General features: G+C 64.7%; 25 protein-coding genes and 1 other RNA gene. 6 read left to right on the top strand and 20 right to left on the bottom strand.

Annotated elements, in window-relative coordinates:
- Position 1 precedes the first annotated feature (1 nt).
- Positions 2 to 808: an enoyl-ACP reductase FabI gene (gene fabI, locus GB927_RS14530; RefSeq protein ID WP_256117819.1), complete on the top strand. Its 807-nt coding sequence runs from the start codon at positions 2 to 4 to the stop codon at positions 806 to 808.
- A gap of 45 nt (positions 809 to 853) precedes the next feature.
- Here fabI and GB927_RS14535 read toward each other — a convergent pair whose 3' ends face one another.
- Positions 854 to 1,081, bottom strand: a complete 228-nt coding sequence (locus GB927_RS14535; protein WP_256117823.1) for a hypothetical protein — start codon at positions 1,079 to 1,081, stop codon at positions 854 to 856.
- A 66-nt stretch (positions 1,082 to 1,147) separates the two neighbouring features.
- Positions 1,148 to 1,750, bottom strand: coding sequence for a LysE family translocator (locus tag GB927_RS14540; RefSeq protein WP_256117824.1), 603 nt, complete (start codon positions 1,748 to 1,750; stop codon positions 1,148 to 1,150).
- 130 nt (positions 1,751 to 1,880) lie between these two features.
- Between GB927_RS14540 and GB927_RS14545 the strand changes: the two genes are divergently transcribed.
- A complete protein-coding gene (locus GB927_RS14545) occupies positions 1,881 to 2,339 on the top strand; it encodes an Lrp/AsnC family transcriptional regulator (RefSeq protein ID WP_256117825.1) in 459 nt (152 codons plus the stop codon).
- A 9-nt stretch (positions 2,340 to 2,348) separates the two neighbouring features.
- On the opposite strand, the gene GB927_RS14550 is transcribed toward GB927_RS14545, so the two are convergent.
- The 11 genes from GB927_RS14550 to rimP all read right to left on the bottom strand — a co-directional run bounded on the left by GB927_RS14550 (position 2,349) and on the right by rimP (position 15,886).
- On the bottom strand, positions 2,349 to 3,365 hold the full coding sequence (locus tag GB927_RS14550; RefSeq protein ID WP_256117827.1) for a class I SAM-dependent methyltransferase: 1,017 nt from the start codon (positions 3,363 to 3,365) through the stop codon (positions 2,349 to 2,351).
- A 99-nt stretch (positions 3,366 to 3,464) separates the two neighbouring features.
- Positions 3,465 to 5,606, bottom strand: a complete 2,142-nt coding sequence (pnp, locus tag GB927_RS14555) for a polyribonucleotide nucleotidyltransferase (RefSeq protein WP_256117828.1) — start codon at positions 5,604 to 5,606, stop codon at positions 3,465 to 3,467.
- 353 nt (positions 5,607 to 5,959) lie between these two features.
- Positions 5,960 to 6,229 (bottom strand): 30S ribosomal protein S15, encoded by a 270-nt coding sequence (rpsO, locus tag GB927_RS14560; RefSeq protein ID WP_230807809.1) that lies wholly within the window; start codon positions 6,227 to 6,229, stop codon positions 5,960 to 5,962.
- A gap of 153 nt (positions 6,230 to 6,382) precedes the next feature.
- Positions 6,383 to 6,712, bottom strand: coding sequence for an SH3 domain-containing protein (locus tag GB927_RS14565; protein WP_256117829.1), 330 nt, complete (start codon positions 6,710 to 6,712; stop codon positions 6,383 to 6,385).
- Positions 6,713 to 6,755: 43 nt separating this feature from the next.
- Positions 6,756 to 8,462 carry a sensor histidine kinase gene (locus tag GB927_RS14570; RefSeq protein WP_256117831.1) on the bottom strand — a complete coding sequence of 569 codons (1,707 nt, stop codon included), beginning with the start codon at positions 8,460 to 8,462 and terminating at the stop codon, positions 6,756 to 6,758.
- Between the two features lie 171 nt (positions 8,463 to 8,633).
- The gene (gene truB, locus GB927_RS14575) at positions 8,634 to 9,569 is read right to left on the bottom strand and encodes a tRNA pseudouridine(55) synthase TruB (RefSeq protein ID WP_256117833.1); all 936 of its coding nucleotides are present in this window, start codon (positions 9,567 to 9,569) and stop codon (positions 8,634 to 8,636) included.
- Between the two features lie 12 nt (positions 9,570 to 9,581).
- Positions 9,582 to 9,989 carry a 30S ribosome-binding factor RbfA gene (gene rbfA, locus GB927_RS14580; protein ID WP_256117838.1) on the bottom strand — a complete coding sequence of 136 codons (408 nt, stop codon included), beginning with the start codon at positions 9,987 to 9,989 and terminating at the stop codon, positions 9,582 to 9,584.
- A gap of 72 nt (positions 9,990 to 10,061) precedes the next feature.
- Positions 10,062 to 12,728, bottom strand: coding sequence for a translation initiation factor IF-2 (gene infB, locus GB927_RS14585; RefSeq protein ID WP_256117839.1), 2,667 nt, complete (start codon positions 12,726 to 12,728; stop codon positions 10,062 to 10,064).
- Positions 12,729 to 12,832: 104 nt separating this feature from the next.
- Positions 12,833 to 13,489 carry an RNA-binding protein gene (locus tag GB927_RS14590; protein ID WP_256117841.1) on the bottom strand — a complete coding sequence of 219 codons (657 nt, stop codon included), beginning with the start codon at positions 13,487 to 13,489 and terminating at the stop codon, positions 12,833 to 12,835.
- An 89-nt stretch (positions 13,490 to 13,578) separates the two neighbouring features.
- A complete protein-coding gene (nusA, locus tag GB927_RS14595) occupies positions 13,579 to 15,180 on the bottom strand; it encodes a transcription termination factor NusA (RefSeq protein WP_256117842.1) in 1,602 nt (533 codons plus the stop codon).
- Between the two features lie 91 nt (positions 15,181 to 15,271).
- Positions 15,272 to 15,886: a ribosome maturation factor RimP gene (rimP, locus tag GB927_RS14600; protein ID WP_256117843.1), complete on the bottom strand. Its 615-nt coding sequence runs from the start codon at positions 15,884 to 15,886 to the stop codon at positions 15,272 to 15,274.
- A 236-nt stretch (positions 15,887 to 16,122) separates the two neighbouring features.
- On the opposite strand from rimP, the gene GB927_RS14605 reads away from it, so the two are divergent.
- A complete protein-coding gene (locus tag GB927_RS14605) occupies positions 16,123 to 17,751 on the top strand; it encodes an MFS transporter (RefSeq protein WP_256117844.1) in 1,629 nt (542 codons plus the stop codon).
- 3 nt (positions 17,752 to 17,754) lie between these two features.
- Here the strand turns inward: GB927_RS14605 and GB927_RS14610 are convergent, their stop codons facing one another.
- The gene (locus GB927_RS14610) at positions 17,755 to 19,020 is read right to left on the bottom strand and encodes a lytic murein transglycosylase (protein WP_256117845.1); all 1,266 of its coding nucleotides are present in this window, start codon (positions 19,018 to 19,020) and stop codon (positions 17,755 to 17,757) included.
- 136 nt (positions 19,021 to 19,156) lie between these two features.
- Positions 19,157 to 19,762: a recombination mediator RecR gene (recR, locus tag GB927_RS14615; RefSeq protein WP_256117846.1), complete on the bottom strand. Its 606-nt coding sequence runs from the start codon at positions 19,760 to 19,762 to the stop codon at positions 19,157 to 19,159.
- A 55-nt stretch (positions 19,763 to 19,817) separates the two neighbouring features.
- Between recR and GB927_RS14620 the strand changes: the two genes are divergently transcribed.
- Positions 19,818 to 20,429: an MOSC domain-containing protein gene (locus GB927_RS14620; protein ID WP_256118344.1), complete on the top strand. Its 612-nt coding sequence runs from the start codon at positions 19,818 to 19,820 to the stop codon at positions 20,427 to 20,429.
- Here GB927_RS14620 and GB927_RS14625 read toward each other — a convergent pair whose 3' ends face one another.
- The 4 genes from GB927_RS14625 to ffs form a co-directional block, all read right to left on the bottom strand.
- Positions 20,430 to 21,041 (bottom strand): LysE family translocator, encoded by a 612-nt coding sequence (locus GB927_RS14625; protein WP_256117848.1) that lies wholly within the window; start codon positions 21,039 to 21,041, stop codon positions 20,430 to 20,432.
- Positions 21,042 to 21,075: 34 nt separating this feature from the next.
- The gene (locus tag GB927_RS14630; RefSeq protein WP_256117849.1) at positions 21,076 to 21,399 is read right to left on the bottom strand and encodes a YbaB/EbfC family nucleoid-associated protein; all 324 of its coding nucleotides are present in this window, start codon (positions 21,397 to 21,399) and stop codon (positions 21,076 to 21,078) included.
- Positions 21,400 to 21,424: 25 nt separating this feature from the next.
- Positions 21,425 to 23,308, bottom strand: a complete 1,884-nt coding sequence (locus GB927_RS14635; protein ID WP_256117851.1) for a DNA polymerase III subunit gamma/tau — start codon at positions 23,306 to 23,308, stop codon at positions 21,425 to 21,427.
- Between the two features lie 59 nt (positions 23,309 to 23,367).
- Positions 23,368 to 23,464: signal recognition particle sRNA small type (gene ffs / locus GB927_RS14640), an RNA gene on the bottom strand.
- Positions 23,465 to 23,618: 154 nt separating this feature from the next.
- Between ffs and GB927_RS14645 the strand changes: the two genes are divergently transcribed.
- Both GB927_RS14645 and nudC read left to right on the top strand, forming a co-directional pair.
- Positions 23,619 to 24,044 carry an HIT domain-containing protein gene (locus GB927_RS14645; RefSeq protein ID WP_256117852.1) on the top strand — a complete coding sequence of 142 codons (426 nt, stop codon included), beginning with the start codon at positions 23,619 to 23,621 and terminating at the stop codon, positions 24,042 to 24,044.
- Entirely contained in the window at positions 24,041 to 25,015 is a 975-nt protein-coding gene (gene nudC, locus GB927_RS14650) for an NAD(+) diphosphatase (protein ID WP_256117853.1), read from the top strand. The genes GB927_RS14645 and nudC overlap by 4 nt, the downstream gene beginning before the upstream one ends.
- Here the strand turns inward: nudC and GB927_RS14655 are convergent.
- Positions 25,012 to 25,863, bottom strand: coding sequence for a prephenate dehydratase (locus tag GB927_RS14655; RefSeq protein ID WP_256117854.1), 852 nt, complete (start codon positions 25,861 to 25,863; stop codon positions 25,012 to 25,014). The two genes, nudC and GB927_RS14655, sit on opposite strands and share 4 nt — an antisense overlap.
- Between the last annotated feature and the right edge of the window lie 9 nt (positions 25,864 to 25,872).

The following is a 25,872-nucleotide window of genomic DNA, read 5'->3' on the forward strand; positions in this document are numbered from 1 at the left end:
CATGACGGGGATCATGAACGGCAAGCGCGGCCTCATCATGGGGGTCGCGAACAACCACTCCATCGCCTGGGGCATCGCCCAGAAGCTGGCGGGCCAGGGCGCGGAACTCGCCTTCACCTACCAGGGCGAAGCGCTCGGCAAGCGCGTGAAGCCGCTTGCCGCCGAGCTCGGCTCGGATTTCGTCATCCCCTGCGACGTCGAGGACATCGCCTCGGTGGATTCGACGATCGAGGCCATCAAGGAAAAGTGGGGCAAGCTCGATTTCGTCGTGCACGCCATCGGTTTTTCCGACAAGAACGAGCTGAAGGGCCTCTACGCCGACACCTCGCGCGACAATTTTTCGCGCACCATGGTGATCTCCTGCTTCTCGTTTACGGAGATTGCCAAGCGGGCGGCAGAGCTGATGACGGAAGGCGGCTCGCTCCTGACGCTGACCTATGGCGGCTCGGTGCGCATCATGCCGAACTACAATGTCATGGGTGTCGCCAAGGCGGCTCTGGAAGCCTCCGTGCGCTATCTTGCCGGGGACTACGGCCCGCGCGGCATCCGCGTCAACGCGATCTCGGCTGGCCCGATCCGCACGCTCGCCGGTGCCGGCATTTCCGATGCACGCGCCATGCTCTCCTGGCAGCAGAAGAATGCGCCGCTGCGCCGCACCGTCACCATCGAGGATGTCGGCAATTCGGCGCTGTACCTGCTTTCCGACCTGTCGAGCGGCGTCACCGGCGAAATCCACTACGTGGACGCCGGCTACAACATCACCTCCATGCCGACGCTGGAGCGTCTGGCAAAGGCCGACAGCGAATAGGATTTGCGGCGCGAAGCGGAAGCTTCGCGCCGTCTTCCCCTGCGCTCAAAGCGCCATCAGCACGACGACGAGCAGGATGACCACGGCGAGCACGCCGAGGAACAGCACGCGCACGCGGCTGTTCATTTCCGGCACTTTTCCCTCCGCGGCGCGCTTCAGGAAGGCGAGCGGCACTTCGGAGGTCGGCGTATGCCCCTCCGCCTCCTTCACATCCTTGACGATGACTTCCGCCACATCTTCCGTGATCGGCGGTCTTGCAGGTCCAAAAGCCATTACGGATCTCCTGAACGGAACGGTTCCGTGATGGTGGACCTCTTTCATTGAAATGGCAATCGGTCGCTATTCCAGCACGACCGGCACAAGCGAGAGGACGAGCAGCAGCGCCATCGCCCGGTTGAACAGCCGGAGGCTGCGCTCGCGCGTAATGAACCGCGCGGCTCCCACGCCGACGGCGGTCCAGGCCAAGGTGCTGACGAGGGTCGCACCGCCGAAGATGACGGCGAAGGCGGCCGGAACCGTCAGGTCTCCGGCGATGCCGCTGCCATAGGTGACGACGGCGCCCGCCACCATCACCCAGAGCTTTGGATTGACGAGTTGCAGCAGCGCGCCTTCCACGACCGTGAACGGCCGCTGCCTGCCATTCTCCGCGGCAAAGCCTGCGGGCGCGGCATTGGCAATGCGCCAGGCGAGCCAGAGCAGATAGGAGACGCCCACCCACTTCAGCACCAGATGCACGCGCGGCTCCGAGACGATCGATCCGCCCGCCGCCGCAACGACGAAGATGATGACGGCGACACCGATGCCCATGCCGATCGCCACCGGAAGCGTGCGGCGGAAGCCGTAATTCGCGCCGGAGGCCGTCACCATCGTGTTGTTCGGCCCCGGCGTGCCCGCCATGGCGAATGCAAAGCCCGATGCCGCCAGAACCCAAGCCCAGTCCATATCGCTCTCCTCGTCAAACCGAGGCAAGCCTAGCCGACCCCGTGCGCAACGGGGTTGCCAAGATGCCAAAGCTGGGGAAGAGTTTGGCATCAGCTGCCGTCAAGCGGCTTGAACGTTTGTGAGGATTCCAATGCAGCTCGACGACATAGATCGCCGCATCCTGCGCGAGTTACAGCAGGACGGTCGGATGCAGAATATCGAACTGGCAAGGCGCGTCGGCCTGTCGCCCTCGCCCTGTCTGCGCCGGGTCAAGCTGCTGGAGGAGGCGGGCGTGATCAGCCGTTACGTGGCGGTGGTCGACCAGGCGAAGGTCGGTCTGCAACTTTCCATGTTCGCCCGCGTCTGGCTCACGGCACAGGATGCCGAGACGATCGACCATTTCATCGCCGCGATGAAGCGGCTGCCCGAGGTGGTGGAGTGTTACATCATGCTCGGCGAGAGCGACGCGCTGTTGCGCGTCGTCGTGTCGGACCTTGCGGACTACCGCCGCTTCCAGGCGGCCAACCTTACCCGCAAGAACGGCATCCAGAACGTCAAGACGGACGTGCCGAGCGAGACGATCAAACAGACCTTCGCGCTGCCGCTGTGAGCATTTAGACTAGCGCTTGCCCCAGAGGACCTTGAAGCGGGCGTTGCGGCAGACCTCGCCCGATTCCTTGAAGGCTTCCTTCAGCACCGGCTCGTAAGGCAGGCCGCGGTTGGCGACCATCAGCAGGCGGCCGCCGACCTTGAGCGCCTTCGCCGCCGCCTGGATCATGCCGGCGCCGAGCGCGTGGTCGGCCGCATGGCCCTCGTGGAAGGGCGGGTTCATGACGATGAGGTCGTAGTGGTCGCGCGGCGTCTCGGCTGTCAGGTCGAACCAGTAGTAGCGCGTCGGAATGTTCGGGCAGTTCTCCGCCATGTTCTCCTTGGCGGCTTCGAGCGCTTCGTAATGCGCCTCGAACAGGTCGATGCCCTTCACCTGCGGCGCGCGGCCGCCGAGCATGACGGAGAGGTAGCCCCAGCCCGCGCCGAAATCGGCGGCGTGGCCGTGGAAATCTTCCGGAATGCGGGTCGCGAGCAGTTCGGAGCCGTCGTCGATCCGGTCATGCGAGAACATGCCCGGGGCTGCGGTAAAGCGGCCGACGATGCGCACCGGCTTGGCCGCCAGCTTGGCGATCGCATCGGCCGGGTCTTCCGGACGGGCGAACCAGATGGCGAGGCCGTGATATTTCGGCATGTAGTCGCCGGTCAGGCCCAATTGGTCCAGGCGCTTGCGCATGGACTGGATGCCGTCTTCCTTGCCGCCGGCAACGATGATGATGCCGCCGGTGCGCACGCGGCGCAGCGCTTCCGCGATGCGGTTCTCGTTCTCGCCCTTGTGCTTGTTGATCAGGATGAGCGCGCCGTCATAGTCCTCGCCCTCGACCAGCGGCTTGACGGGCACGCGCACCGCCTCCAGGCCGCGATAGAGCGGGCGAAGCGGCTGGACCGCGTCGAGCACCGCCCCAAAGCCTTCCGGCGGCCGCTGGCCGGCCTCTGCGCCGAGGAACAGATAGCGCTCGTCCTCGCCGGGCATGGCAAGCGTGCCGGAGGCGAAAGGATGGAACAGGGTTTTCAGGGCTTCGCGGGTCATATGGGTGGGCTTTCGGACGGGCGGGAGAACAGATTGAGCATAAGTAAAAGGGGCGCGGAACGTGCCGCTCCGCGCCCCTTTCAAAGGTAGAGAGTAGGCTTACTCGGCGGCTTCGCCGTCGCCCTTTTTCTCGGCAGCGACTTCCTTGCCGGTCGCCTGGTCGACGACCTTCATGGAGAGGCGAACCTTGCCGCGCTCGTCGAAGCCCATCAGCTTGACCCAGACCTTGTCGCCTTCCTTGACGACGTCGGAGGTCTTGGCAACGCGCTCCTGGGCGAGCTGCGAGATGTGCACGAGGCCGTCGCGCGGGCCGAAGAAGTTGACGAAGGCGCCGAAGTCGGCGGTCTTGACGACCGTGCCTTCGTAGATCTGGCCGACTTCCGGTTCCGCGACGATCGAGTGGATCCACTTGCGGGCCGCTTCGATCTCCTTGCCGGAGGACGATGCGATCTTGATCGTGCCGTCGTCTTCGATGTTGATCTTGGCGCCGGTCTTCTCGACGATTTCGCGGATGACCTTGCCGCCCGTGCCGATGACTTCACGGATCTTGTCGACCGGGATGTTCATGACTTCGATGCGCGGTGCGAATTCGCCGAGCTGCGAGCGGCCTTCGGAGATGGCATTGGCCATTTCGCCGAGGATGTGCTTGCGGCCGCCCTGTGCCTGGCTGAGCGCGACCTTCATGATCTCTTCGGTGATACCGGCGATCTTGATGTCCATCTGCAGCGAGGTGATGCCGTCGGCGGTGCCGGCGACCTTGAAGTCCATGTCGCCGAGGTGGTCTTCGTCACCGAGGATGTCGGAGAGAACGGCGAAACGGTCGCCTTCGAGGATCAGGCCCATGGCGATGCCGGCAACCGGCTTGGCCAGCGGAACGCCGGCGTCCATCAGCGCGAGCGAGGTGCCGCAAACCGTTGCCATCGAGGACGAGCCGTTCGACTCGGTGATCTCGGAGACGACGCGCAGCGTGTAGGGGAACTGTTCCGCCGTCGGCAGCATCGGGCGGATAGCGCGCCAGGCGAGCTTGCCGTGGCCGATTTCGCGGCGGCCCGGGGAGCCCATGCGGCCCGTTTCACCGACCGAGTAGGGCGGGAAGTTGTAGTGCAGCAGGAAACGTTCCTTGTACATGCCGGTCAGGCTATCGACATACTGCTCGTCTTCGCCGGTGCCCAGCGTCGCAACGACGACAGCCTGGGTTTCACCGCGGGTGAAGAGCGCCGAACCGTGCGTGCGCGGCAGGATGCCGACTTCGGAGACGATGGCGCGAACGGTGTCGAGGTCGCGGCCGTCGATGCGGCTCTTGGTGTCGAGGATGTTCCAGCGAACGATCTTGGCCTGGAGGTGCTTGAAGACGGCGCCGATGACTTCGGCCGTGTACTTCGGCTCAACGCCTTCCGGGAAGAAGTGGGCCTTCACCTTCGCCTTGACGGCGTCGACGGCGGCGTAACGATCGGCCTTCTGGGTGATCTTGTAGGCAGCGCGCAGTTCGGTTTCGGCAAGGCCGAGCATTTCGGCTTCGAGCGCGGAATGGTCTTCCGGGTTGAAGTCGCGCGGTTCCTTGGCAGCCACTTCAGCGAGCTTGATGATCGCGTCGATGACCGGCTGGAAGCCCTTGTGGCCGAACATGACGGCGCCGAGCATGACGTCTTCGTTCAGTTCCTTGGCTTCGGATTCGACCATCAGGACGGCGTCCTGCGTGCCGGCGACGACGAGGTCGAGAACGGACTCGTCCATCTCGTCGAGATGCGGGTTCAGGACGTATTCGCCATTGATGTAGCCGACGCGCGCACCGCCGACCGGGCCCATGAAGGGAACGCCGGAGATCGTGAGCGCTGCGGAAGCGGCAACCATCGACAGGACGTCGGGATCGTTTTCGAGGTCATGCTGGACGACGGTGACGACGACCTGCGTGTCGTTCTTGTAGCCTTCCGGGAAGAGCGGGCGGATCGGGCGGTCGATCAGGCGGGAAACCAGCGTTTCCTTTTCCGACGGGCGGCCTTCGCGCTTGAAGTAGCCACCCGGAATCTTGCCGGCGGCGTAGGTCTTTTCCTGGTAGTTGACGGTCAGCGGGAAGAAATCCTGGCCCGGCTTCGGCGCCTTGGCGGAAACGACGGTGGCGAGAACGACGGTTTCGCCGTAGGTCGCGAGAACCGCGCCATCAGCCTGACGGGCGATCTTGCCGGTTTCCAGCTTGAGCGGACGGCCCGCCCATTCGATTTCAACCGTATGGGTATCGAACATGTCTTGTCCTTCTTGGCAGATACGCGCACCGCCGCCCGAAAAGGCGCAGGTGGTCTATCCGCTTTCATGACGCATCATGGGCAAGACAACGGGAGGCTTCCGGGTGGTGGCTCGCGAACTCTGCGGGCGAAGGCTCTTTGAGCCCGGCCGACGACAGGCGCGCGCCTGAAGCATCCTGCAATCCTGCCCCATGACAGGTCATCGGTTGGTTCCGCAGGACCGGCCCATCCGGCCTGCTGGAGAATTCCGTTTCACGAGGCGGTCGCAACCGGCACAGGGGGAACGGTCTGGCGAAGCGTCTGCTCCGCAAAAGAAAGCGGCGGGCGCTCACGAAGAACGCCCGCCGAAAAGGCTTAGCGGCGAATGCCCAGGGCAGCAATCAGCTTGCTGTAACGGGCTTCGTCCTTCTTCTTGAGGTAATCAAGAAGCGAGCGACGGCTGGAAACCATGGTCAGAAGGCCACGACGGGAGTGGTTGTCCTTCTTGTGGTCCTTGAAATGGCCGGTCAGGTTGTTGATCCGCTCGGTCAGGATAGCAACCTGGACTTCCGGGGAACCGGTGTCGCCTTCGACAGTTGCATATTCCTTGATCAGCGCAGCCTTGCGCTCAGCAGTAATCGACATCGTATGTCCTTTCATGAATGGAGAACTTAGGACGCCAAAAGCCGGGATGTCGTCCAGCAATGGCCGTGAATGCAAGCGGAGCCTAGGCCCGCATTGCTGGCGGTGCCTATAAACCATTCCCTTATGAAAGGGAAGAGCCGTCGTTCGGGACGCCTAGCGCTGCTCGGCCGGCTGGCTCGGTCCCGCCTCGCGCGTTTCTCCCGGCTGCTTGCACACGACATAGGCGCCGAAGATCCAGCCGAGCCGTTCACCCTGCCGCGCCACGAAGAGCCAGTGTTTCTGGCCGACCTTCATCTCGTCGACCACCTCGACGATCGAGCCGTTCGCAAGCGTCGTCAGGATCGTGCCGTTGGGCGCCGTGCGCACGTTGAGCGGCGTGCCCGTCGGGTCGTCGACGTAACATTCGCCATAGGCGGCGAAGGCGGAAGGGATGGAGGCGACAAGGCATGCCAGGACGGCGAACACACGCAAGAAGGACGTCATGAAATAGACCTGCAATGGATATGTCGGAAGAAAGCCGGCTTGCTCATGGCGCGGTGCCCTGCTGGTGGACGTCCTCATCGCGCAGCCGCGCCAGGGGGATCGTCACCCGCCATTCGATGCCGTCGTCATGCACGATGAAGTCGAGTTTGGCATCGAGCGCCATGCCGAGCATGCGTTCCAGCACGACGCTGCCGAAACCCTTGCGGCTTGCGGCGATGGCATCCTTGTCGATCGTCGCCCGGCTTTCGCGCCAGATGAGATTGAGGTCGTCGCCCGATGTCACCCAGCTCAGCGAGACCACGCCCGTCTCATTGGCGAGCGCACCGTATTTCGTGGCATTGGTGGAAAGCTCGTGCAGCGCCATGCCGAGGGTCTGGGAGGCCTGCGGATCGAGCAGCACAGCGGGGCCGGCGATGCGCACGCGCGTCGTGTCGTCCGGCGTGAAGGGTTTTAGCTGGTTCTTGGCGAGTTCGGCGAGGTTTACGCCCTGGGTGGCATTGGCGATCATCAGGTCCGTCGAGCGGGCGAGACCGGCGACGCGCTTGCGGAAGGTATCCGCAAAGTCGGCCGCATTGTCCGCACCCGCCGCCGACTGGTTCAGCATGGCCTGGATGACGGTCAGTTGGTTCTTCGAGCGGTGCGCCACCTCGCGCATCAGGAAGCGCACCTCGTTTTCCGATTTGACACGGGCATCGGCCGCCTCGGCGAGCGCGCGCGATACTGTCTCCAGCTCGGAAATGGCATAGGGGCGCGGCGCGACCCGTTCGCCGTGGCCGAGCCGGCGCGCATCATGCGCCAGCAGCCTGACGTCGCGCGACAGCACGCGGGCGATGCCGACGGCGCTGGCCGCGGCGAGCGCCGCAAAGACCGCGCCGCCGATCGTCAGCCAGAGGAAGGAGGAGACGGCCGGCCCCTGCACATCCGACGATTTCGCCCAGGCGATCATGCGCCAGCCGGCAAGCGAGGAGAATTCCGTGACGACCTGATACTCGGTGCCGCCCTGCCGCATGGTGCTGACGCCGAGGCGCAGCGACGGCACGACGCGCAGGAAGAAGGGCGTTCCCGTCTTCTGCTTGTCATCCGTCGAGACGATGACCGTGCCTTCGGAATCCAGCACCGCCGCATTCCAGCCGGGCGAGAGAATATCCGGATTGACCGCGCGCCGGAGCGACTCGGCGTTCTTCGTCAGCGTCAGCAGCACATGCTGGCCATTGGCAAGGCGCATCGGCTGGTAAACATTGAACACCCATTGCTGCGCGGTCCTGCCGAAGAACAGGTCCGAGACGATGCGCTCGCCGCGCTCCAGCGCCAGGCCGGCGGAGACCGGCTCGGAGGTCGTTTTCAGCACCGTGCCGTAGGGCACGCGCGTGTTGAGCAACTGCCGCATCGTCTGGTCGATGACGAGGAAATAGATGTCCGTGCCTTCGAGCGCCTTGGTCGCCTGCCCATGCAGGGACGCGTAATCGCCCTTTTCCAGGCTGTCCGAGGTCGACAGGAAGTTGAGCGTCGAGAACATGCCGGAAATCTCGCGCTCGACCGCACGGTTCACGGCGCCCGTCGACGTGCGCAGCAGCGATTCGAAGATGCGTTCCTGCGCCTCATTGGTGCGCTTCAGCACGACGATCGAAAACAGGAAGGACGGAATGACGATGACGAGGATGAGGCAGACGAGGTAGAAGACGACCGGGTGGTGCATGCGCCGGCGGCTCTGAACAGGGCCTGCGCCCTCACCCGCGTCCTCATCGGACACCGTTCTGTCAGTCGGCGCAATCGTCAACGGCCAGCCCTTTCACCCTTCGCCCGCGACCGGGCGAGACGGCAATGCGCCGCCCTGCCCGCTTGTGAGCGAACCTCGCCGGCCATAAAGCCTGTAGCTTGTGGTGAAATCAAGTCGGCAGCGATTGGTTCCGCCGACCCATTGTTAGCCGGCAAAGACCCGCTTGGGCCGGAATTCGCCGCCGCCGATCTCGCCGATCGCCACCAGTTTTCCGCGCGCCGTGGCATAGGCCTCGTCCGCCGAAACCGGCGCATCGCGACCGCGCAGGATGATCGGATTGCCCATGCGCAGGCGATGCGCCTGGTCGTCGTTGATGACGATCTGCGGCAGGCTGGAGAGCGCCTCGCCAGTATCGATCAGGAAAGCGTCGAGGGCAGCCAGGCGCTCGGCCTCATCCTCGATCTTTTCCAGCGCCGTAAGCTCGGCGAGCGGCACCATGTCGTCCTCGCCGAAGGGCGCGACGAAGCTGCGGCGCAGCCCGGAAATATGGCCGTAACAGCCGAGCTGGCGGCCGAAATCGCGGGCGAGCGCGCGCACATAGGTGCCCTTGCCGCATTCGACCTCGAATTCCGCCGTGTTCTCGTCCGGGCAGCCGATCAGCGTCAGCCGATGGATTTCCACCTCGCGCGACGGGATTTCGACGACTTCGCCTTCGCGGGCGAGATCGTAGGCGCGCTCGCCGTCGATCTTGATTGCGGAAAACTGCGGCGGAATCTGCTGGATGGTGCCGGTATATTCGCCGAGGATCGCCTTGATCGCGTCGGCCGTGGGGCGCTTGTCGGCGCTCTGCGTCACCGTACCTTCGAGGTCGTCTGTGCTGCGCTCCTCGCCCCAGGTGACGGTGAATTCGTAGATCTTGCGGCCATCCATGACATAAGGCACGGTCTTGGTGGCGTCGCCCAGCGCGATCGGCAGCATGCCGGAGGCGAGCGGATCGAGCGTGCCGGCATGGCCGGCCTTCTGCGCCTTGAACAGCCACTTGATCTTGGCGACGGCTTCGGTCGAGCCGAAATCGAACGGCTTGTCGAGGATAAGCCAGCCGGAAATCGGCCGGCCCTTGGGCTTGCGGGGCTTGGACATCTTATTCCTAGTTTATTTGTCGCCGTCGTCGTCGGCGGCAAGATCGCGGGCGACTTCCGGCGAACGCAGGATTTCGTCGATCTTCTTGTAATTGTCGAAGCTCGTATCGTCGCGGAAGCGCACGTCGGGCATGTACTTCATCTGGCGAAGCTGGGAGCCCATACGGCCGCGGATGAACTTTGCGTTCCGGTTGAGCGCCTCGATCACCGTGTCGTGGTCCTTGACGCCGAGCGGCGTCACGAAGGCCGTGGCGTGCTTGAGGTCGGGCGACATGCGCACCTCCGAGATGGAGATCACCGTCGTCTCGATCAGCGGATCGCGCACTTCGCCGCGCTGAAGCACCTGGGTGATCGCCGCGCGCACCTGCTCGCCCACGCGCAGCATGCGTTGCGAAGGCGCTGAGGATGTTGCTCTTACCATGGTCGTCACCTTTAAAAAAATGCGAGCGCCGAAACGATCCGGCGCTCGCATGATGTTTGGATCGCCGGACGCTTAGAGCGTGCGCGTGATGTGCTCCACGCGGAAGCACTCGATCGTGTCGCCGGCGCGGATGTCTTCGTAGTTCTCGAAGGCCATGCCGCATTCCTGGCCCATCGGCACTTCGGCGACTTCGTCCTTGAAGCGCTTGAGCGTCTTGAGCTTGCCTTCGTGGATGACGACGTTGTCGCGTACGAGACGCACGCCGGCACCACGCTCGACCTTGCCTTCGATGACGCGGCAACCCGCGACCTTGCCGACCTTCGTGATGTTGAACACCTCGAGGATTTCGGCATTGCCGAGGAAGGTTTCGCGCCGTTCCGGCGAGAGCAGGCCCGACATGGCCGCCTTCACGTCATCCACCAGATCGTAGATGATGTTGTAGTAGCGGATTTCGAGACCGGCACGCTCGGCCGCGGTGCGGGCCTGTGCGTTGGCACGGACGTTGAAGCCGATGATGGCCGCATTCGACGCCTCGGCGAGCGAGATGTCGGATTCGGTGATGCCGCCGGCGCCCGAATGCACGATGCGTGCACGGACTTCGTCGGTGCCGAGCTTGTCGAGAGCGCCGGCAATGGCTTCGATCGAGCCCTGCACGTCGCCCTTGATGACCAGCGGGAACTCCTTGAGACCCGTGGACTGGAGCTGGCTCATCATCTGCTCGAGCGAGCCGCGCGACCCGGCCTGGCGGGCAACCTGCTTCTCGCGGGCGAGACGCAGACGGTATTCCGAGATTTCGCGGGCACGGCTTTCGTTTTCGACGACGGCGAAGCGATCGCCGGCAGCCGGCGTACCGGAGAGACCGAGCACTTCGACGGGCATGGAAGGCCCTGCCGACTTGACGTGTTCACCCTTGTCGTTGACGAGCGCGCGCACACGGCCCCACTGGTCGCCGGCCACGATGATCTGGCCGGGCGTCAGCGTGCCCTTCTGCACGAGAACCGTCGCGACGGCACCGCGGCCGCGGTCGAGTTCGGCTTCGACGACGACGCCCTCGGCGGTGCGGTTGACGTTCGCCTTGAGGTCGAGGATTTCGGCCTGCAGCAGCACGGCTTCGAGCAGCTTGTCGAGATTCAGGCCGTTCTTGGCCGAGACTTCGACGTCGAGCGTTTCACCGCCCATCGATTCGACGAAGACCTCGTGCTGAAGGAGCTGGTTGCGCACCTTCTGCGGGTCGGCTTCGTGCTTGTCGATCTTGTTGATCGCCACGATGATCGGAACACCGGCCGCCTTGGCGTGGTTGATGGACTCGATCGTCTGCGGCATCACGCTGTCGTCGGCCGCGACCACGAGGATCGCGATGTCCGTCGCCTGCGCACCACGGGCACGCATCGCAGTAAACGCGGCGTGGCCGGGGGTGTCGATGAAGGTGATCTTGTGGCCGTTGTGCTCGACCTGGTAGGCGCCGATATGCTGCGTGATGCCGCCGGCTTCGCCGGAGACGACGCTCGTCTTGCGGATAGCGTCGAGCAGCGAGGTCTTGCCGTGGTCGACGTGACCCATGATGGTCACGATCGGCGGACGGGCTTCCAGATCGCCGTCGTCGTCGGATACATTGAAGATGCCCTCTTCGACGTCGGATTCCGAAACGCGCTTGACCGTATGGCCGAATTCGCCAGCGATGATTTCAGCCAGGTCGGCGTCGATCAGATCGCCGGGCTTCATCATCTGCCCTTCCTTCATCAGGTACTTGATGACGTCGACGGCGCGTTCGGACATGCGCTGCGACAGTTCCTGGATGGTGATGGTTTCCGGCAGGATGACTTCGCGCATGACCTTTTCGCGGGTCTCCTGCATCTGGCTGCGCTTGAACTTCTCCTGGCGACGGCGCATGGCCGAGAGCGAACGGCCACGCTGCGTGGCGTCCTCGTCGGTCGAAGCGGTGGTCAGCGTCAGCTTGCCCTGGCGGCGGCCGTCGTCGGCCTTCGGACGGGCCGGGACCTTGGCAGGTTCCGGACGCGTGACCTTGCCACGGTTGACCGGGGCACCGCCGCGCGGGCGTGCTGCCTCTTCCTCTTCCGTCTCGCGACGGCCACGGCCGGGAACGGCTGCAGGCGTCACGGCCGGAGTGGTGCGGGTCGGCTGCGGGCGGCTGTCGGCACCTGCGGGCGCCGTAACGGCGGGCTTGGCGACAACGACCGGCTCGGCGGCAACCTCGGCCACGGCCGGGGCCGGCGAAGCGGCCTCGATGGCGCGGCGCTCGGCTTCTTCCTTCTCCAGGCGCAGACGCTCTTCTTCGGCGGCCTTCTGGCGCGCTTCCTCTTCCACCTTGCGGCGGGCCTCGTCCTCGGCGCGCTGGCGCGCTTCGGCGGCGTCGCGGATCTGCGCTTCTGCAAGCGCGCGGCGACGGGCCTCGACTTCATCGGGGGAAAGCTGGTTCAGCACGACGCCGCCGCGCGGACGGCTATGTTCCACCTGCGGCGTCTGGCGCTGCACCGGGCGCGGCTGCTGCGGCTGCGGCGCGGGCTGGCGCTGCTGCACCGGTGCAACAGGTGCTGCTACCGTGCGTTCGTCTCCCGGGCGGCTGAAGTGGCGCTTCGTGCGGGTCTCGACCACGACGGCCTTCGTCCGGCCACGACCCATGTCCTGGCGAACGGTTCCCTGCTGAACCCCCGAGGGCTTCAGGCTCAGGGTCTTCTTGCCAGCCACACTGATCGTCTTGTCGTCTTCGTTGTCGGTCATTCCGTTCCGTTCCTAAGATCAGAGCCGGATGCGTATCACCAGACTCCGTCGTTCAATTGTGTTCGTCCAATGCGATTTCGGCCGGCCGAATGCCGGTAACCGCGTCATCGGTTGGTATGGCCAGCGCCACCTTTTGCCATCATTTGGCTGTCGCCCCGGTACTTTTCGAGCATGATTGCGCGCTTCACTACACCCTCACCCGCCTGCCCTGCAAGCGCTGCGGCGTGGATAAAAGCATTCTGGCCCAAAAGGCCCTCCAATTCACTCTCCGAGAAGAGCTTGAAGGACGGTATTTCCGTCTCGTCATCGCGCAGGAAGCTTGCCGCCTTGCGCGCCTGGTCAATTTTTCGCACGCCATCGGCGGCGGCATCCGTCGCGTGGAAGACCGCAAGTGCCGCCAATGCACGCACCGCCTGGTCGACCTTCGACGAACCGGTGATGAACTGGGCCGCCTTGCGCGCCATGTTCATCATGCCGCCAAGCTGGCCCGCCAGAAGACGGTCCACTTCGGCGCCGAGTTCCGCATCCGCCCTGGCTTCCGCCTTCAGCGCCCGCGAAAAAAGCTTCTTGGCGACCGCCTTGTCGACGATCGCCCGTTCGGCCTTCACCCAGCATCCACGTCCGGGGAGCTGACGCTTCAGGTCCGGCACGACATTCCCGTCCGGGCCGGCGACGAAGCGGATCAGATCATCCGCCTCACCTTTTTCGCGCGTCACGATGCACATGCGGTCGTTCACGCCGTCGTCGTCCTTCTTACCCATATAGGTCCTCGCAATTCCGTCCGCAAAACCGTTCATACACTTTTGCTGGAATGCTCGGCCAACGGCGTCTCCAGCGCGCGGGACGCCGATCAGGCGTCCTGCTCGCCGCCTTCGACGACCGGTTCTTCCTCGGTAGCCAGGTCCTCTTCCGTGATCCAGCCAACCGCAAGGCGGGCCTGAACGACCATGGCTTCGGCTTCGGCGCGCGAAACTTCGAGCTTCGAGAACAGGCCCTCGAACTTCTTCGTCTCGCCGTCCTTGCGCTCCGACCAGCCGACGAGATCGTCAGCCGCGCAGCCCGCAAAGTCTTCCATCGTCTTGATACTGTCCTCGCCGAGCGCGACGAGCATCTGGCCCGTCATGCCGTCGATCTGGCGCAGCTCATCGGCAACGCCGAGTTCCTTGCGCTTGGCGTCCATCTCGGCCTCGATGCGGTCAAGATATTCGCGGGCACGCGTCTGGATTTCCTGGGCCGTGTCTTCGTCGAAACCGTCGATCGAGGCGATTTCATCGAGATCGACGTAGGCCAGTTCCTCGACGGCGGCAAAGCCTTCGGAGGCCAGAACCTGGCCGACCATCTCGTCGACGTCGAGCGAATCCATGAACAGGTTGGTGCGCTCGTTGAATTCCTTCTGGCGGCGCTCGGACTCCTCGGCTTCCGTCAGGATGTCGATATCCCAGCCGGTGAGCTGCGACGCGAGGCGCACGTTCTGGCCGCGGCGGCCGATGGCGAGCGACAGCTGCTCGTCCGGCACGACCACTTCGATGCGCTCCGCATCCTCATCCAGAACGACCTTGGCGACTTCCGCCGGCTGAAGGGCGTTGACGATGAAGGACGCCGGATCCTGCGACCACGGAATGATGTCGATCTTCTCGCCCTGAAGCTCGCCGACGACGGCCTGGACGCGCGAACCGCGCATACCGACGCAGGCGCCGACCGGATCGATCGAACTATCGTTCGAGATGACGGCGATCTTGGCGCGCGAACCCGGATCACGGGCGACCGACTTGATCTGGATGATGCCGTCGTAGATTTCTGGCACTTCCATGGTGAAGAGCTTCACCATGAACTGCGGATGGGTACGCGACAGGAAGATCTGCGGACCGCGCTGCTCGCGGCGCACGTCGTAGACGAAGGCGCGAACGCGGTCGCCGTAGCGCATGTTTTCGCGCGGGATCATCTCGTCGCGGCGGATGATGCCTTCGCCACGGCCGAGATCGACGATGACGTTGCCGTATTCGACGCGCTTGACCGTGCCGTTGACGATCTCGCCGATGCGATCCTTGTATTCGTCGAACTGGCGGTCACGCTCGGCTTCGCGCACCTTCTGCACGATGACCTGCTTGGCCGACTGGGCGGCGATGCGGCCGAAATCCATCGGCGGCAGCGGATCGGCGATGAAGTCGCCGAGCTTGGCGTCCGGGTTGCGGTCGCGGGCAAGCTCCAGCGGGATCTGCGTCGAATAATCCTCGGCCTTCTCGACGACTTCCAGCAGGCGCTGGAGGCGGATTTCGCCGGTCTTGGAATTGATGTCGGCGCGGATGTTCGATTCCGTGCCGTAACGCGAGCGGGCCGCCTTCTGGATGGCGTCGGCCATCGCGGCAAGCACGATCTCGCGGTCGATGACCTTTTCACGGGCCACGGCATCCGCGATCTGCAGAAGCTCAAGCCGGTTCGCACTGACTGCCATTGTCTCAGGTCTCCATGATCAAGCCGGGGCGAAGCCTCCGGTTCCGTCCTCTCCGTTTCGCCCGCATCGGGGGCAAAACGCACTCACATAGTCATTCGTCGTCTTCGACTTCGTCGTTCTGGTTCGCGGCCTGCGCAGCCTTCGCCTTTTTGTCGGCGGTCAGCGCGTCGCGGATCAGGTCGTCGGTCAGGATCAGCTTACCCTCGGCGAGCGCCGTGAACGGGATGACGACCGAGGGCTCCTCGCCATAGGCGGGCTGGTCCCGCTCCAGCGTAAAACCGTTTTCGTCGGCGGCGACGATCTTGCCGCGGAAGCGCTTGCGGCTGTCGACGAGGATCGACGTCTCGCACTTTACCAGATGGCCGAGCCAGCGCGTGAAATCCGACTTGCGGACCATCGGCCGGTCGATGCCGGGCGACGACACTTCGAGATGATACGCCTTGTCGATCGGATCCTCAACGTCGAGCACCGGCGAGACGGCCATCGAGACCTTCTCGCAGTCCTCGACGGTCATCGTGCCGTCCGGCCGCTCGGCCATGATCTGCAGGGTCGCGCCGTTCTGCGCCGAAAGGCGAACGCGCACCAGCCGGTAGCCGATTTGCTCGATGCTCGGCTCGATGATCTCGGCGACGCGCCGGTCGAGACCGGTCTCGACGATCAGGCGCGGCTCGACGGCCGCATTTTCTGTCTGGGTCGTGTCGTTCATGACATGCCCTCCCGGGGTAGTCGTTATCATGCGCTCGATCGGGGCAATAAAAAAGAGCGGGTCCTCGCGGGCCCACTCTTCATCTGACGATCAAGAATTTGAGGGTGATATAGACGCTCTCGCCCGCAATTGCAAGTTCGGCTTCCCAGGCCGGTTTTTCGCCCGGCTTCGACTTGCCGCATTCCCCCGATGGGCTAGATTGCTCGTAACGCTGCGTCGAGAATGAGTGCCTGCCCGTGCCAGACCGGACATCCCCCCTTGCCCCCTTCCGGAACGAAACCTTTCGGCTGATCTGGGCGGCAAGCCTGGTCTCCAACTTCGGCGGGCTCATCCAGGCCGTCGGTGCCGCCTGGATGATGGCCTCGATCTCGTCTTCCGCCAACATGGTGGCGCTGGTGCAGGCCTCGACCTCGCTGCCGATCATGCTTTTCTCCGTCGCCGCCGGCGCGCTCGCCGACAATTTCGACCGGCGCAAGCTGATGCTGACCGCCCAGTGTTTCATGCTGACGGTGGCGATCGCGCTGACGCTCTGTACCTGGTACGGCGTCATCACGCCCTGGCTTCTGCTTACCTTCACTTTCCTGCTCGGCTGCGGGACGGCGCTGAACAACCCGGCCTGGCAGGCCTCCGTTGGTGATATGGTGCCGCGTGAGGACCTCCCCGCCGCCGTCTCGCTCAACAGCATGGGCTTCAACCTCACCCGCAGCGTCGGTCCGGCCATCGGCGGCGCGATCGTGGCGGCTGCGGGCGCGGCAGCGGCCTTTGCGGCGAATGTGCTGAGTTACTTTGCGCTTCTCTTCGTGCTGTTTCGCTGGAAGCCGGCCATTCCGCCGCGCACTCTGCCGCGCGAGGATTTCATCCGCGCCATCTCGGCCGGCCTGCGCTACGTCTCGATGTCTCCGAACATCGGCAAGGTGCTCCTGCGCGGCTTTGCCTTCGGCCTCGCGACCAGCTCCATCCTCTCGCTGCTGCCGCTGATAGCGCGCGACCTCGTCTCCGGCGGGCCGCTGACCTACGGCGTGCTGCTCGGCTGTTTCGGGCTCGGCGCCATCGGCGGCGCGCTGATGAATGCGCGGCTGCGCGAACGCTTCACCAGCGAGACCATCGCCCGCCTCGCCTTTACCGGCTTTGCCGTCAGCGCGAGCGTTTCCGCCATCAGCACTTCGGCGTTCCTGACCGGCGCGGTGCTGCTGATCGCCGGGGGCTCCTGGGTCATGGCGCTGTCCCTGTTCAATACGACCGTGCAGCTCTCGACGCCGCGGTGGGTGGTGGCACGCGCGCTCTCGCTCTACCAGACGACGACCTTCGGCGGCATTGCGGCGGGAAGCTGGATCTGGGGCACGACGGCGGATACGCACGGCGCGCAGACTGCGCTTCTCGCCTCCGCCGTGGTGATGATCGCCGGTGCAGCGCTTGGCCTACGCTTTGCACTGCCGGAATTGCAGAGCCTCAATGTCGACCCGCTCAACCGTTTCAGCGAGCCGGACCTGCCGCTGGACCTGAAGCCGAGAAGCGGCCCGATCGTCATCCTGATCGACTACGAGATCGCCGAGGGCGACATTCCGGACTTCCTGGAGGCGATGACCGAGCGGCGGCGCATCCGCATCCGCGACGGCGCCGGGCAGTGGGCGCTGATGCGCGACCTCGAAAACCCGACCGTCTGGACCGAGACCTACCATGTGCCGACCTGGGTGGAATATGTGCGCCACAACCAGCGCCGCACCCATGCGGATGCCGCCAATGGTGAAAAGCTGAACCAGCTGCACAGCGGTGCCGAGCCGCCCCGCGTTCACCGCATGATCGAGCGACAGACGATCATTCCGCACGAATACGAGCGGTTCAAGCAGCAGGTGGAAATTCACTAACTCCTAGCGGAGCTTGGATTTCAGCGAAGCATCCGGATAGCAGGTCGGCGCGAGGCCGGCCTTGGCTTGCCAGTCGCCCAGCGAGCGGCGCGTCTTGTAGCCCGGCAGCCCATCGACCTTGCCGACATCATAGCCCTTGGCGACCAGCGCCTTCTGCATGGCCAGCACATCCGAGCGCAGCATCTTGCCGACATCGCCCCATTCGCCGCGGAACGGGCCGCTGCCATAGGCGATGCGATCGGCGAGATTGCCGATGAAGAGGGCGTAGAGGTCGGAGTTGTTATATTCCTTCAGCACGTAGAAATTCGGCGTGACGATGAATTCCGGTCCATGCGTGCCGGCCGGCACCAGCATCATGCCGGAGGCCTTCGCCTCGCCGGAGGAAAAGCCCTTGCCGGAAACGCGCGTGATGCCGGTCGATGCCCAGGCCGAGATCGGCTTTTCAAGGTCCGGCCCCTCCTGCGCGCAGGAAACACCGGCCGGAATCGTGACCTCGTAGCCCCAGCCGCGACCGGCCTGCCAGCCCTTCTTGGCAAGATAGTTGGCGATCGACGCCAGGCTGTCCGGCACCGAACCCCAGATGTCGCGCACGCCATCGCCATCGAAATCGACGGCATATTGCAGGAAGCTCGTCGGCATGAACTGCGGCTGGCCGAGCGCGCCGGCCCAGGAGCCCTTCAACTGCGCCACCGTCCGGTCGCCGCCATCGACGATGTGGAGGGCTGCGATCAGCTCCTTGCGGAACATGTCCTTGCGTGTCGACATGAAGGCTTTCGTCGCGAGCACCTCTACCGCCGAATAGGGGATCTTCGCGCTGCCGAAGCCGGATTCGCGGCCCCAGATCGCGACGACGATCTCGCCCGGAACGCCGAAGCGCTGCTCGACCTTGCGCAGCGTCGCGGCATGGGTTTTCGCAAGGCTGCTGCCCCGCCCCGCCAGCCCTTGCAGGCGCTTTTCGGAGAAATAGGCGCCGGGCGAGGAGAATTCCGCCTGGCTCTGCGACTGTTCCTTCCTGGGCTTCGAGCCCGGCGGCACGAGATCGGGCAGGTCCCAATTGAGCGTCACACCCTCCATCGCCGCGCGAAAGGTCTTTTCGCTGACGCCGGTTTTTTGCGCGGCCGGCCAGAGGTCCTTGTCGATCCAGGCCCGGAACATCTTTTCGACCTCGCCCTTGGAGGCGGCGTGGGCGGGAAGGGCAGCGGCGAAGAGCGCCAGTGCAAGTATGGGTGCGAAGCGGGCGCGAATACCCCCCTCTGCCCTGCCGGGCATCTCCCCCTCAAGGGGGGAGATCGAATCGTGGCACCGCCTTGCCCCCAGCCGATCTCCCCCCTTGAGGGGGAGATGCCCGGCAGGGCAGAGGGGGGTGAGCCGCAGGAGCCAACCTATCATAATCGAAACCCTTCCCTCAGATCGCCGTGCGGGCGCGCAAAGCGGCCGTCAATGTTCCTTCGTCGAGATAATCGAGCTCGCCGCCGACCGGCACGCCGTGTGCGAGCCGTGTAATCTTCACGCCGAGGCCGGAGAGCTGGTCGGTGATATAATGGGCCGTCGTCTGGCCCTCGACGGTCGCGTTGACCGCGATGATCAGCTCCCGCACGCCGCCCTTCGCCACGCGGTCGACGAGGCCGCGGATGTTGAGGTCGTCGGGGCCGATGCCGTCGAGCGGCGAAAGCGTGCCGCCGAGCACATGGTAGGCGGCGTTCATCGCCGCGGCGCGCTCCAGCGCCCAGAGATCGGAGACGTCCTCGACGACGATGATGACCGTGTGGTCGCGGCGCACGTCCGTGCAGACGGTGCAGGGATCGCTGGTATCGACATTGCCGCAGCACGAGCAGATGCGCACCTTGCGATGCGCCTCGCCCATCGCGTCGGCGAGCGGCCCAAGCAGCTGGTCCTTCTTCTTGACGAGATGCAGCGCCGCGCGGCGCGCCGAACGCGGCCCGAGACCCGGCACTTTCGCCAGGAGCTGGATCAGTTTTTCGATTTCGGGGCCGGTGACTCGTTTTGCCATTGCCGGTATCTAGCCCATATCCAGGGGAAACGGAATCTCGGGAGTTCGACGCGTGATCAAAATCCTCGCCGTGTGCACGGGCGTCGCCCGCCCGGTCCCTGGCAAAAGCTACAAGACCGGCATTTTCAAGACGCCGACCGATGCGGCTATCATGGTAGACCGCGAAGGCCTGCTCGGCGATGCGATCTGCAACAGCAAACACCATGGCGGGCCGGAACAGGCGGTCTACGGCCTCGGCTCGATCGACCTCGACTGGTGGTCGAAGGAACTCGGCCGGACGATCGAGCCCGGAACCTTCGGCGAAAACCTCGTCATCGAGGGCGTCGACAGTCGCGCGGTCTCCGTCGGCGACCGGTTCGAGACGGAAAGCGTGCTGATGGAGGTGACCTCCACACGCATTCCCTGCAACACGCTGACCGCACGCATGGGCGACCCGGGTTTTGCCAAACGCTTCATGCAGGCCGGCCGGCCGGGCTTTTACTGCCGTGTGCTGCGCGACGGCGTGGTTCAGGCCGGTGACGCGGTGACCTACGCGCCGTTCGACGGCGAGCCGGTCTCGATGCCGGAGCTTCTGCGCACCTATGGCAGGAACCTGCCGGAGGATGACCGGCTGCGCTACCTCGCGGCCCCCATCAACGATAAGCTGCGGGCCGCGCTGACCGGCTGATCAGCGCGCGGCGATCGCCGCCGCCGCACCCGCCATCGTTCCGGCGCTGACGCGGTTGGCGATGCGCACGGCGCGTGGGCTCTTCAGGAACAGGCGCGCGCGAGAGGCGAGGAATACCCAGGCAAGGTCGATCGCCACCAGCACGACGAACATCGTCACGACCAGTTCCACCCAGCCGACCACCGTGACGGCGCCGAGATCGATGATCGCCGGCAGGAGGGCCACGTAGAACATCATGATCTTGGGATTGCCGAGAGTCACGGTCAGCCCGGCGAAGAACAGTTTCAGGCCGGAACGCGCTTCGGGAAGTGCCGCTTCGTCCGCATCGGTCGGGGCGAACCACATCTTCCAGGCGAGATAGAGCAGATAGGCGACGCCGAACCATTTGATGGCGACGAAGGCGGCGTGGAAGGTCTCGGCAATCGCGGCGAGGCCGAGCACGGCGCAGGTGAGCCAGATGCCCTCACCGATCCACATGGCGGCGAGGAAGGGAAACACGTCCCTGGCGCCACGCGACAGAACACGGGCGACCAGCGCCGCGATGCTCGGGCCGGGCGAGCCCGCCGCCATCATCAGCGCGCCGGCGAAGACAAGCAGGGTCATCAGGCTCATCGAAATCCTCCTCGAAAAACCCGACCTTATAGAATCAGAACGGCAGTTTGAAGCCGGGCGGGATCGGCAGGCCGGCGGTGAGCGCCTTGGTCTTTTCGGCGGTCAGCGCCTCGGCCTTGTCCTTGGCGTCCTTGTGGGCGGCGACGATCAGGTCTTCGAGGATCTCGACGTCGTCTTCCTTGAACAGCGACGGATCGACCTTCAGGCCCTTGAGGTTGCCCTTGCCGTCGAGCGTGACCGAGACGAGACCGCCGCCGGAGGTGCCGGCGACTTCGAGCGCCGCGATCTCCTCCTGCATCTTCTCCATCTTGGCCTGCATTTCCTTGACCTTGCCCATCATGCCCATGATGTCACGCATCGGTCTCTCCTCTTTTTATTGACTGTCAGGTTTCGATATCGTCGCCGGGCAGGATGTCGCCCTCGGCGGATTCCGCAACGGCCGCGACCTCGATGGTCTCCGGCTCGTCTTCCGTTTCCTGCACCTTGATGCGCACATCGGTGATCTTGGCGCCCGGGAAGCGCTGCAGGATCGCCGCCACGTCCGGGTCCTGGCGTGCATCGGCGACGCGGGCCTCCTGCGCCTGGGACTCGGCTTCCGAAAGGGTCGGGCCGCCGGCTTCGCGCGACAGGATCACCATCCAGCGCGCACCGGTCCATTCCTGCAAGCGGTTCTGGAGGTCGGGCACCAGCGATTTCGGCGCGTCATTGGCAAGGCTGATTTCCAGCCGTCCGGCCTCGACGCTGACCGGCCGCACGAAGGCGCGAACCAGGGCGCGCAGCCGGATGTCACGGTTCTTGGTGCAGAGATCGGCGACGTCCGAGAGCGACTTGACCGGCACCAGCGGCACCGCCGCCGGCTGCTCGGCCGGCACGGGCTCGATGCGGCCGACCGGTTCGGGCGCGGGATCGGCCTGCGGCACGGGGCGCAGCATGGTCACGGTCGCGCCGCCCGACTGGGCGCGCTGGGCCGGGGCGTCCGGCTGCCGTGACATGGCCGAAACGGCGGCGGCCTGCGACGTCGGCTGGCCACCGTTGCCGCTATAACCGGCGGATTGCGGCGCGCGGGCGCCATCGCTGCCGGAAAACTCGGCGAGGCGGCGGGCGGCGTCTTCCGGCGAGGGCAGGTTGGCGGCATGCGCCAGGCGGATGATGACCATTTCGGCGGCACCGGCCGGGCGACTGGAGGATTCCGTTTCCGGAATACCCTTCAACAGCATCTGCCACATGCGCGACAGCGCGGTGACCGCGATGGAATTGGCGAACTCGACGCCGCGCACCCGCTCGATCTCGCTCAGCGACTGGTCGCCGGTGGCGTCGGGCACATATTTCATGCGGGTGACGAGATGGGTGAAATCGGCAAGGTCCGTCAGCACGACGGGCGGGCTCGCACCGGCCTCGTATTGCGCGGCGAATTCGGCGAGCGCCGAAGCCGCGTCGCCCTTCACGATATGCTCGAAGAGATCGACGATGCGGGCACGGTCGGCAAGGCCAAGCATGGAGCGTACGGCATCTACCTCGACGCGGCCGCCGCCATGCGCGATCGCCTGGTCGAGCAGCGAGAGGCCATCGCGGGCGGAGCCTTCTGCGGCGCGCGCGATCATGGCAAGCGCATCGGCTTCGGCCTCCACGCCTTCCTTGCCGAGAATGGTGGTGAAGAGGCCGACGAGATCAGACGCATCGATGCGGCGCAGGTCGAAGCGCTGGCAGCGCGACAGCACCGTAATCGGGACCTTGCGGATTTCCGTCGTCGCGAAGATGAACTTGACGTGCTCCGGCGGCTCTTCGAGCGTCTTCAACAGGCCGTTGAAGGCCTGCGTCGAGAGCATGTGCACTTCGTCGATGATGTAGACTTTATAACGCGCCGAAACCGGGCGGTAGCGCACCTGCTCGATGATCTCGCGGATATCGTCGATGCCGGTATGGGAGGCGGCGTCCATCTCGATGACGTCGACATGGCGGCCTTCCATGATCGCCTGGCAATGTTCGCCGGGCACACGAAGGTCGATCGTCGGGCGGTCGATCTCGGGGGTCTTGTAGTTCAGCGCGCGGGCGAGAATGCGGGCGGTCGTCGTCTTGCCGACGCCGCGAACGCCCGTCAGCATATAGGCCTGCGCGATGCGCCCGGTCTCGAACGCGTTGGTCAGCGTGCGGACCATCGGTTCCTGACCGACCATCAGGTCGGAGAAATCCTTGGGGCGGTATTTTCGCGCGAGCACCCGGTAGGCGGCGGGCTTTTCGCTGGACGGATTTTTGATGTCGTCGCTCATCGACCCTGCCGTTATTCAAATGTCTGTCCCGACAGGACGGCCAGAAGCAGGACGGTAAGGTGGGAGGCTGGCACGATGACCCGTGCCGGGCTCGTTGGGGCTGCTTCCTTCCGGACCTGACCCGGTTGGCGAGTGGCTCGTCCACCACCAACCTCCCGTCCCCCATATCGGCAATATTCCAACCGAATGCAAGCGCGAGCGACAAAAAACTATTGGGGGAATTTCGATGCCATGGCATGACTCTCTTCCATGATCGCAATTCCGGACGCAAAACCGCAGCGCCCTTTTGCTGGAGTTGCTCATAACAAGCATGCCGGAGGCCCCCGTGAGCGAATTTCGACCCGATGAACGGCTGGCGCGCGACAGCGATCTCCTGACGAAGATCGGCCTGTGCGAACTGCGCCTGATGAAGGATGGCCGCTGGCCCTGGCTGGTGCTGGTGCCGCAGCGCCCGGATGTCAGCGAGATCTTCGACCTGACGCCGCTCGACCAGACCATGCTCGCCTTCGAGACGACGCTGGTCGCCGAAGCGCTGAAGGCCGCGACCGGGGCGACGAAGATCAATACGGGCGCGCTCGGCAATATCGTGCGCCAGCTTCACGTCCATGTCATCGCGCGCAGCGAAGGTGACCCGAACTGGCCCGGCCCCGTCTGGGGCTACGGCGCCGCCGAACCCCGCTCGGCCGACGACACCAAGGCCTTTGCAGCCAAGATCCTGGACGCGCTCTCGCCATGAAGCCATCGCTTTTCGATCTCTACCGCCCGCATCCCGAACCGAGCACCATGGTCGCCTTTGCGGAAAACAGCCTCGACCGCCAGTCGGAGCACCGTGCGCCCGATTGCCTGGAGCAGGCCTTCAAGGCCGAGACGGTGCATGCCTTTGCGCTGGCCGGCGGCAAGCTCGTCGTCAAGCATGACGAGAAGATCATCGACCCGCTGTTTGCGCCCTACGAGCTTGCCGAACTCGACCCGATCCCGGAGGAATCCATCCTTCTCGGCTACCTGAAGAACGGCGAGCCGCGGCTGGCGATCCCCGTGCGGGCCGATCCGGATACCTTGCAGGAACCGCTGAAGGCCACGGACGGGCGCACGCTCTATCGCCAGCAGATGCTCGACGACGACCTGCTCGGCCAGTTCGCGCAGGCCTCCAGCCTGATGACGTGGAACGGCAACAACCGCTTCTGCGGCAAGTGCGGCTCACCGACGCGCTCGGAGATCGGCGGCTATCGCCGGGTCTGCGAGGCGTGCAGCCACACGATCTTCCCGCGCACCGACCCGGTCGCGATCATGCTGGTCATCGATATCGAGCGCGACCTGTGTCTCCTCGGCCGCTCGCCGCATTTTCCGGAAGGCATGTATTCGTGCCTGGCCGGTTTCCTTGAGCCCGGCGAGACGATCGAGCACACGGTGCGCCGCGAAACATTCGAGGAATCCGGCATCAAGGTCGGCCGCGTGCGCTACCACGCCTCGCAGCCCTGGCCGATGCCGCACTCGCTGATGATCGGCTGCTACGGCGAGGCGATCTCCTTCGAGATCCACCGCGACGACAAGGAACTGGAAGATTGCCGCTGGTTCACCCGCGAGGAAACCGCAGCGATGATCGAGCGCAGCGCCTCCTCGGGCGTCGCCCCCGGTTCCACCACCCCGCCGCCGAAAGGTGCCATCGCGCACCGGCTGATGCGCGACTGGCTGGACTGGAAAGGTTAGAAAGCACTCCGCATCGGATGCGCCCGGTAGGTGCCGAGGATGCGGACCTTTTCGGAGAAGAAGCGCAGTTCTTCCAGCGCCTGGCGGACATGCGGCTCGTCCGGATGGCCTTCGATATCGGCATAGAACTGCGTGGCGATGAACTTGCCGCCGATCTGGTAGCTTTCGAGCTTCGTCATGTTGATGCCGTTGGTGGCAAAACCGCCGAGCGCCTTGTAGAGGGCGGCCGGGATGTTGCGCACATTGAAGACGAAGGTGGTGACGACGATATCGTCGCCGCTCTGCTCCGCCTTCTTCTCGTCGCGCGACAGCACGACGAAACGCGTCATGTTGCTTTCGGTGTCCTCGACGTTTTCCTGAAGGATCGACAGGCCGTAGAGATCGGCGGCAAGCCGCGGGGCAAGCGCCGCCATGGAGCGGTCGCCGGTTTCCGCCACCAGCTTTGCCGCGCCGGCCGTGTCGCCGGCGATCACCGGCTTCCAGCCGTTGAGGCGGACGATCTTGCGGCACTGGCCGAGCGCATGGATATGGCTGTGCACGGTGCGGATCTCATCCTTCGTCACGCCCGGCAGCACCATGAGCTGGAAGCGGATCGGCATGAAATATTCGCCGACGATGTGCAGGCGCGATTCCGGCAGGAGATGGTGGATATCGGCGACGCGGCCGGCGATCGTGTTCTCGATCGGGATCATGCCGAGATCGGCATCGCCGTTCTCCACGGCGAGAAAGGCATCCTCGAAGGTCTGGCAGGGCAGCGGCTCCATGTTGGGGAACATGTCGCGGCTCGCCATGTCCGAATTGGCGCCGAACTCGCCCTGGAAGGCGATCTTGTTGGTCTTCATGATCATGACGGTTCG

Source organism: Shinella lacus (genome assembly GCF_010994755.1).
GTDB lineage: Bacteria > Pseudomonadota > Alphaproteobacteria > Rhizobiales > Rhizobiaceae > Shinella > Shinella lacus.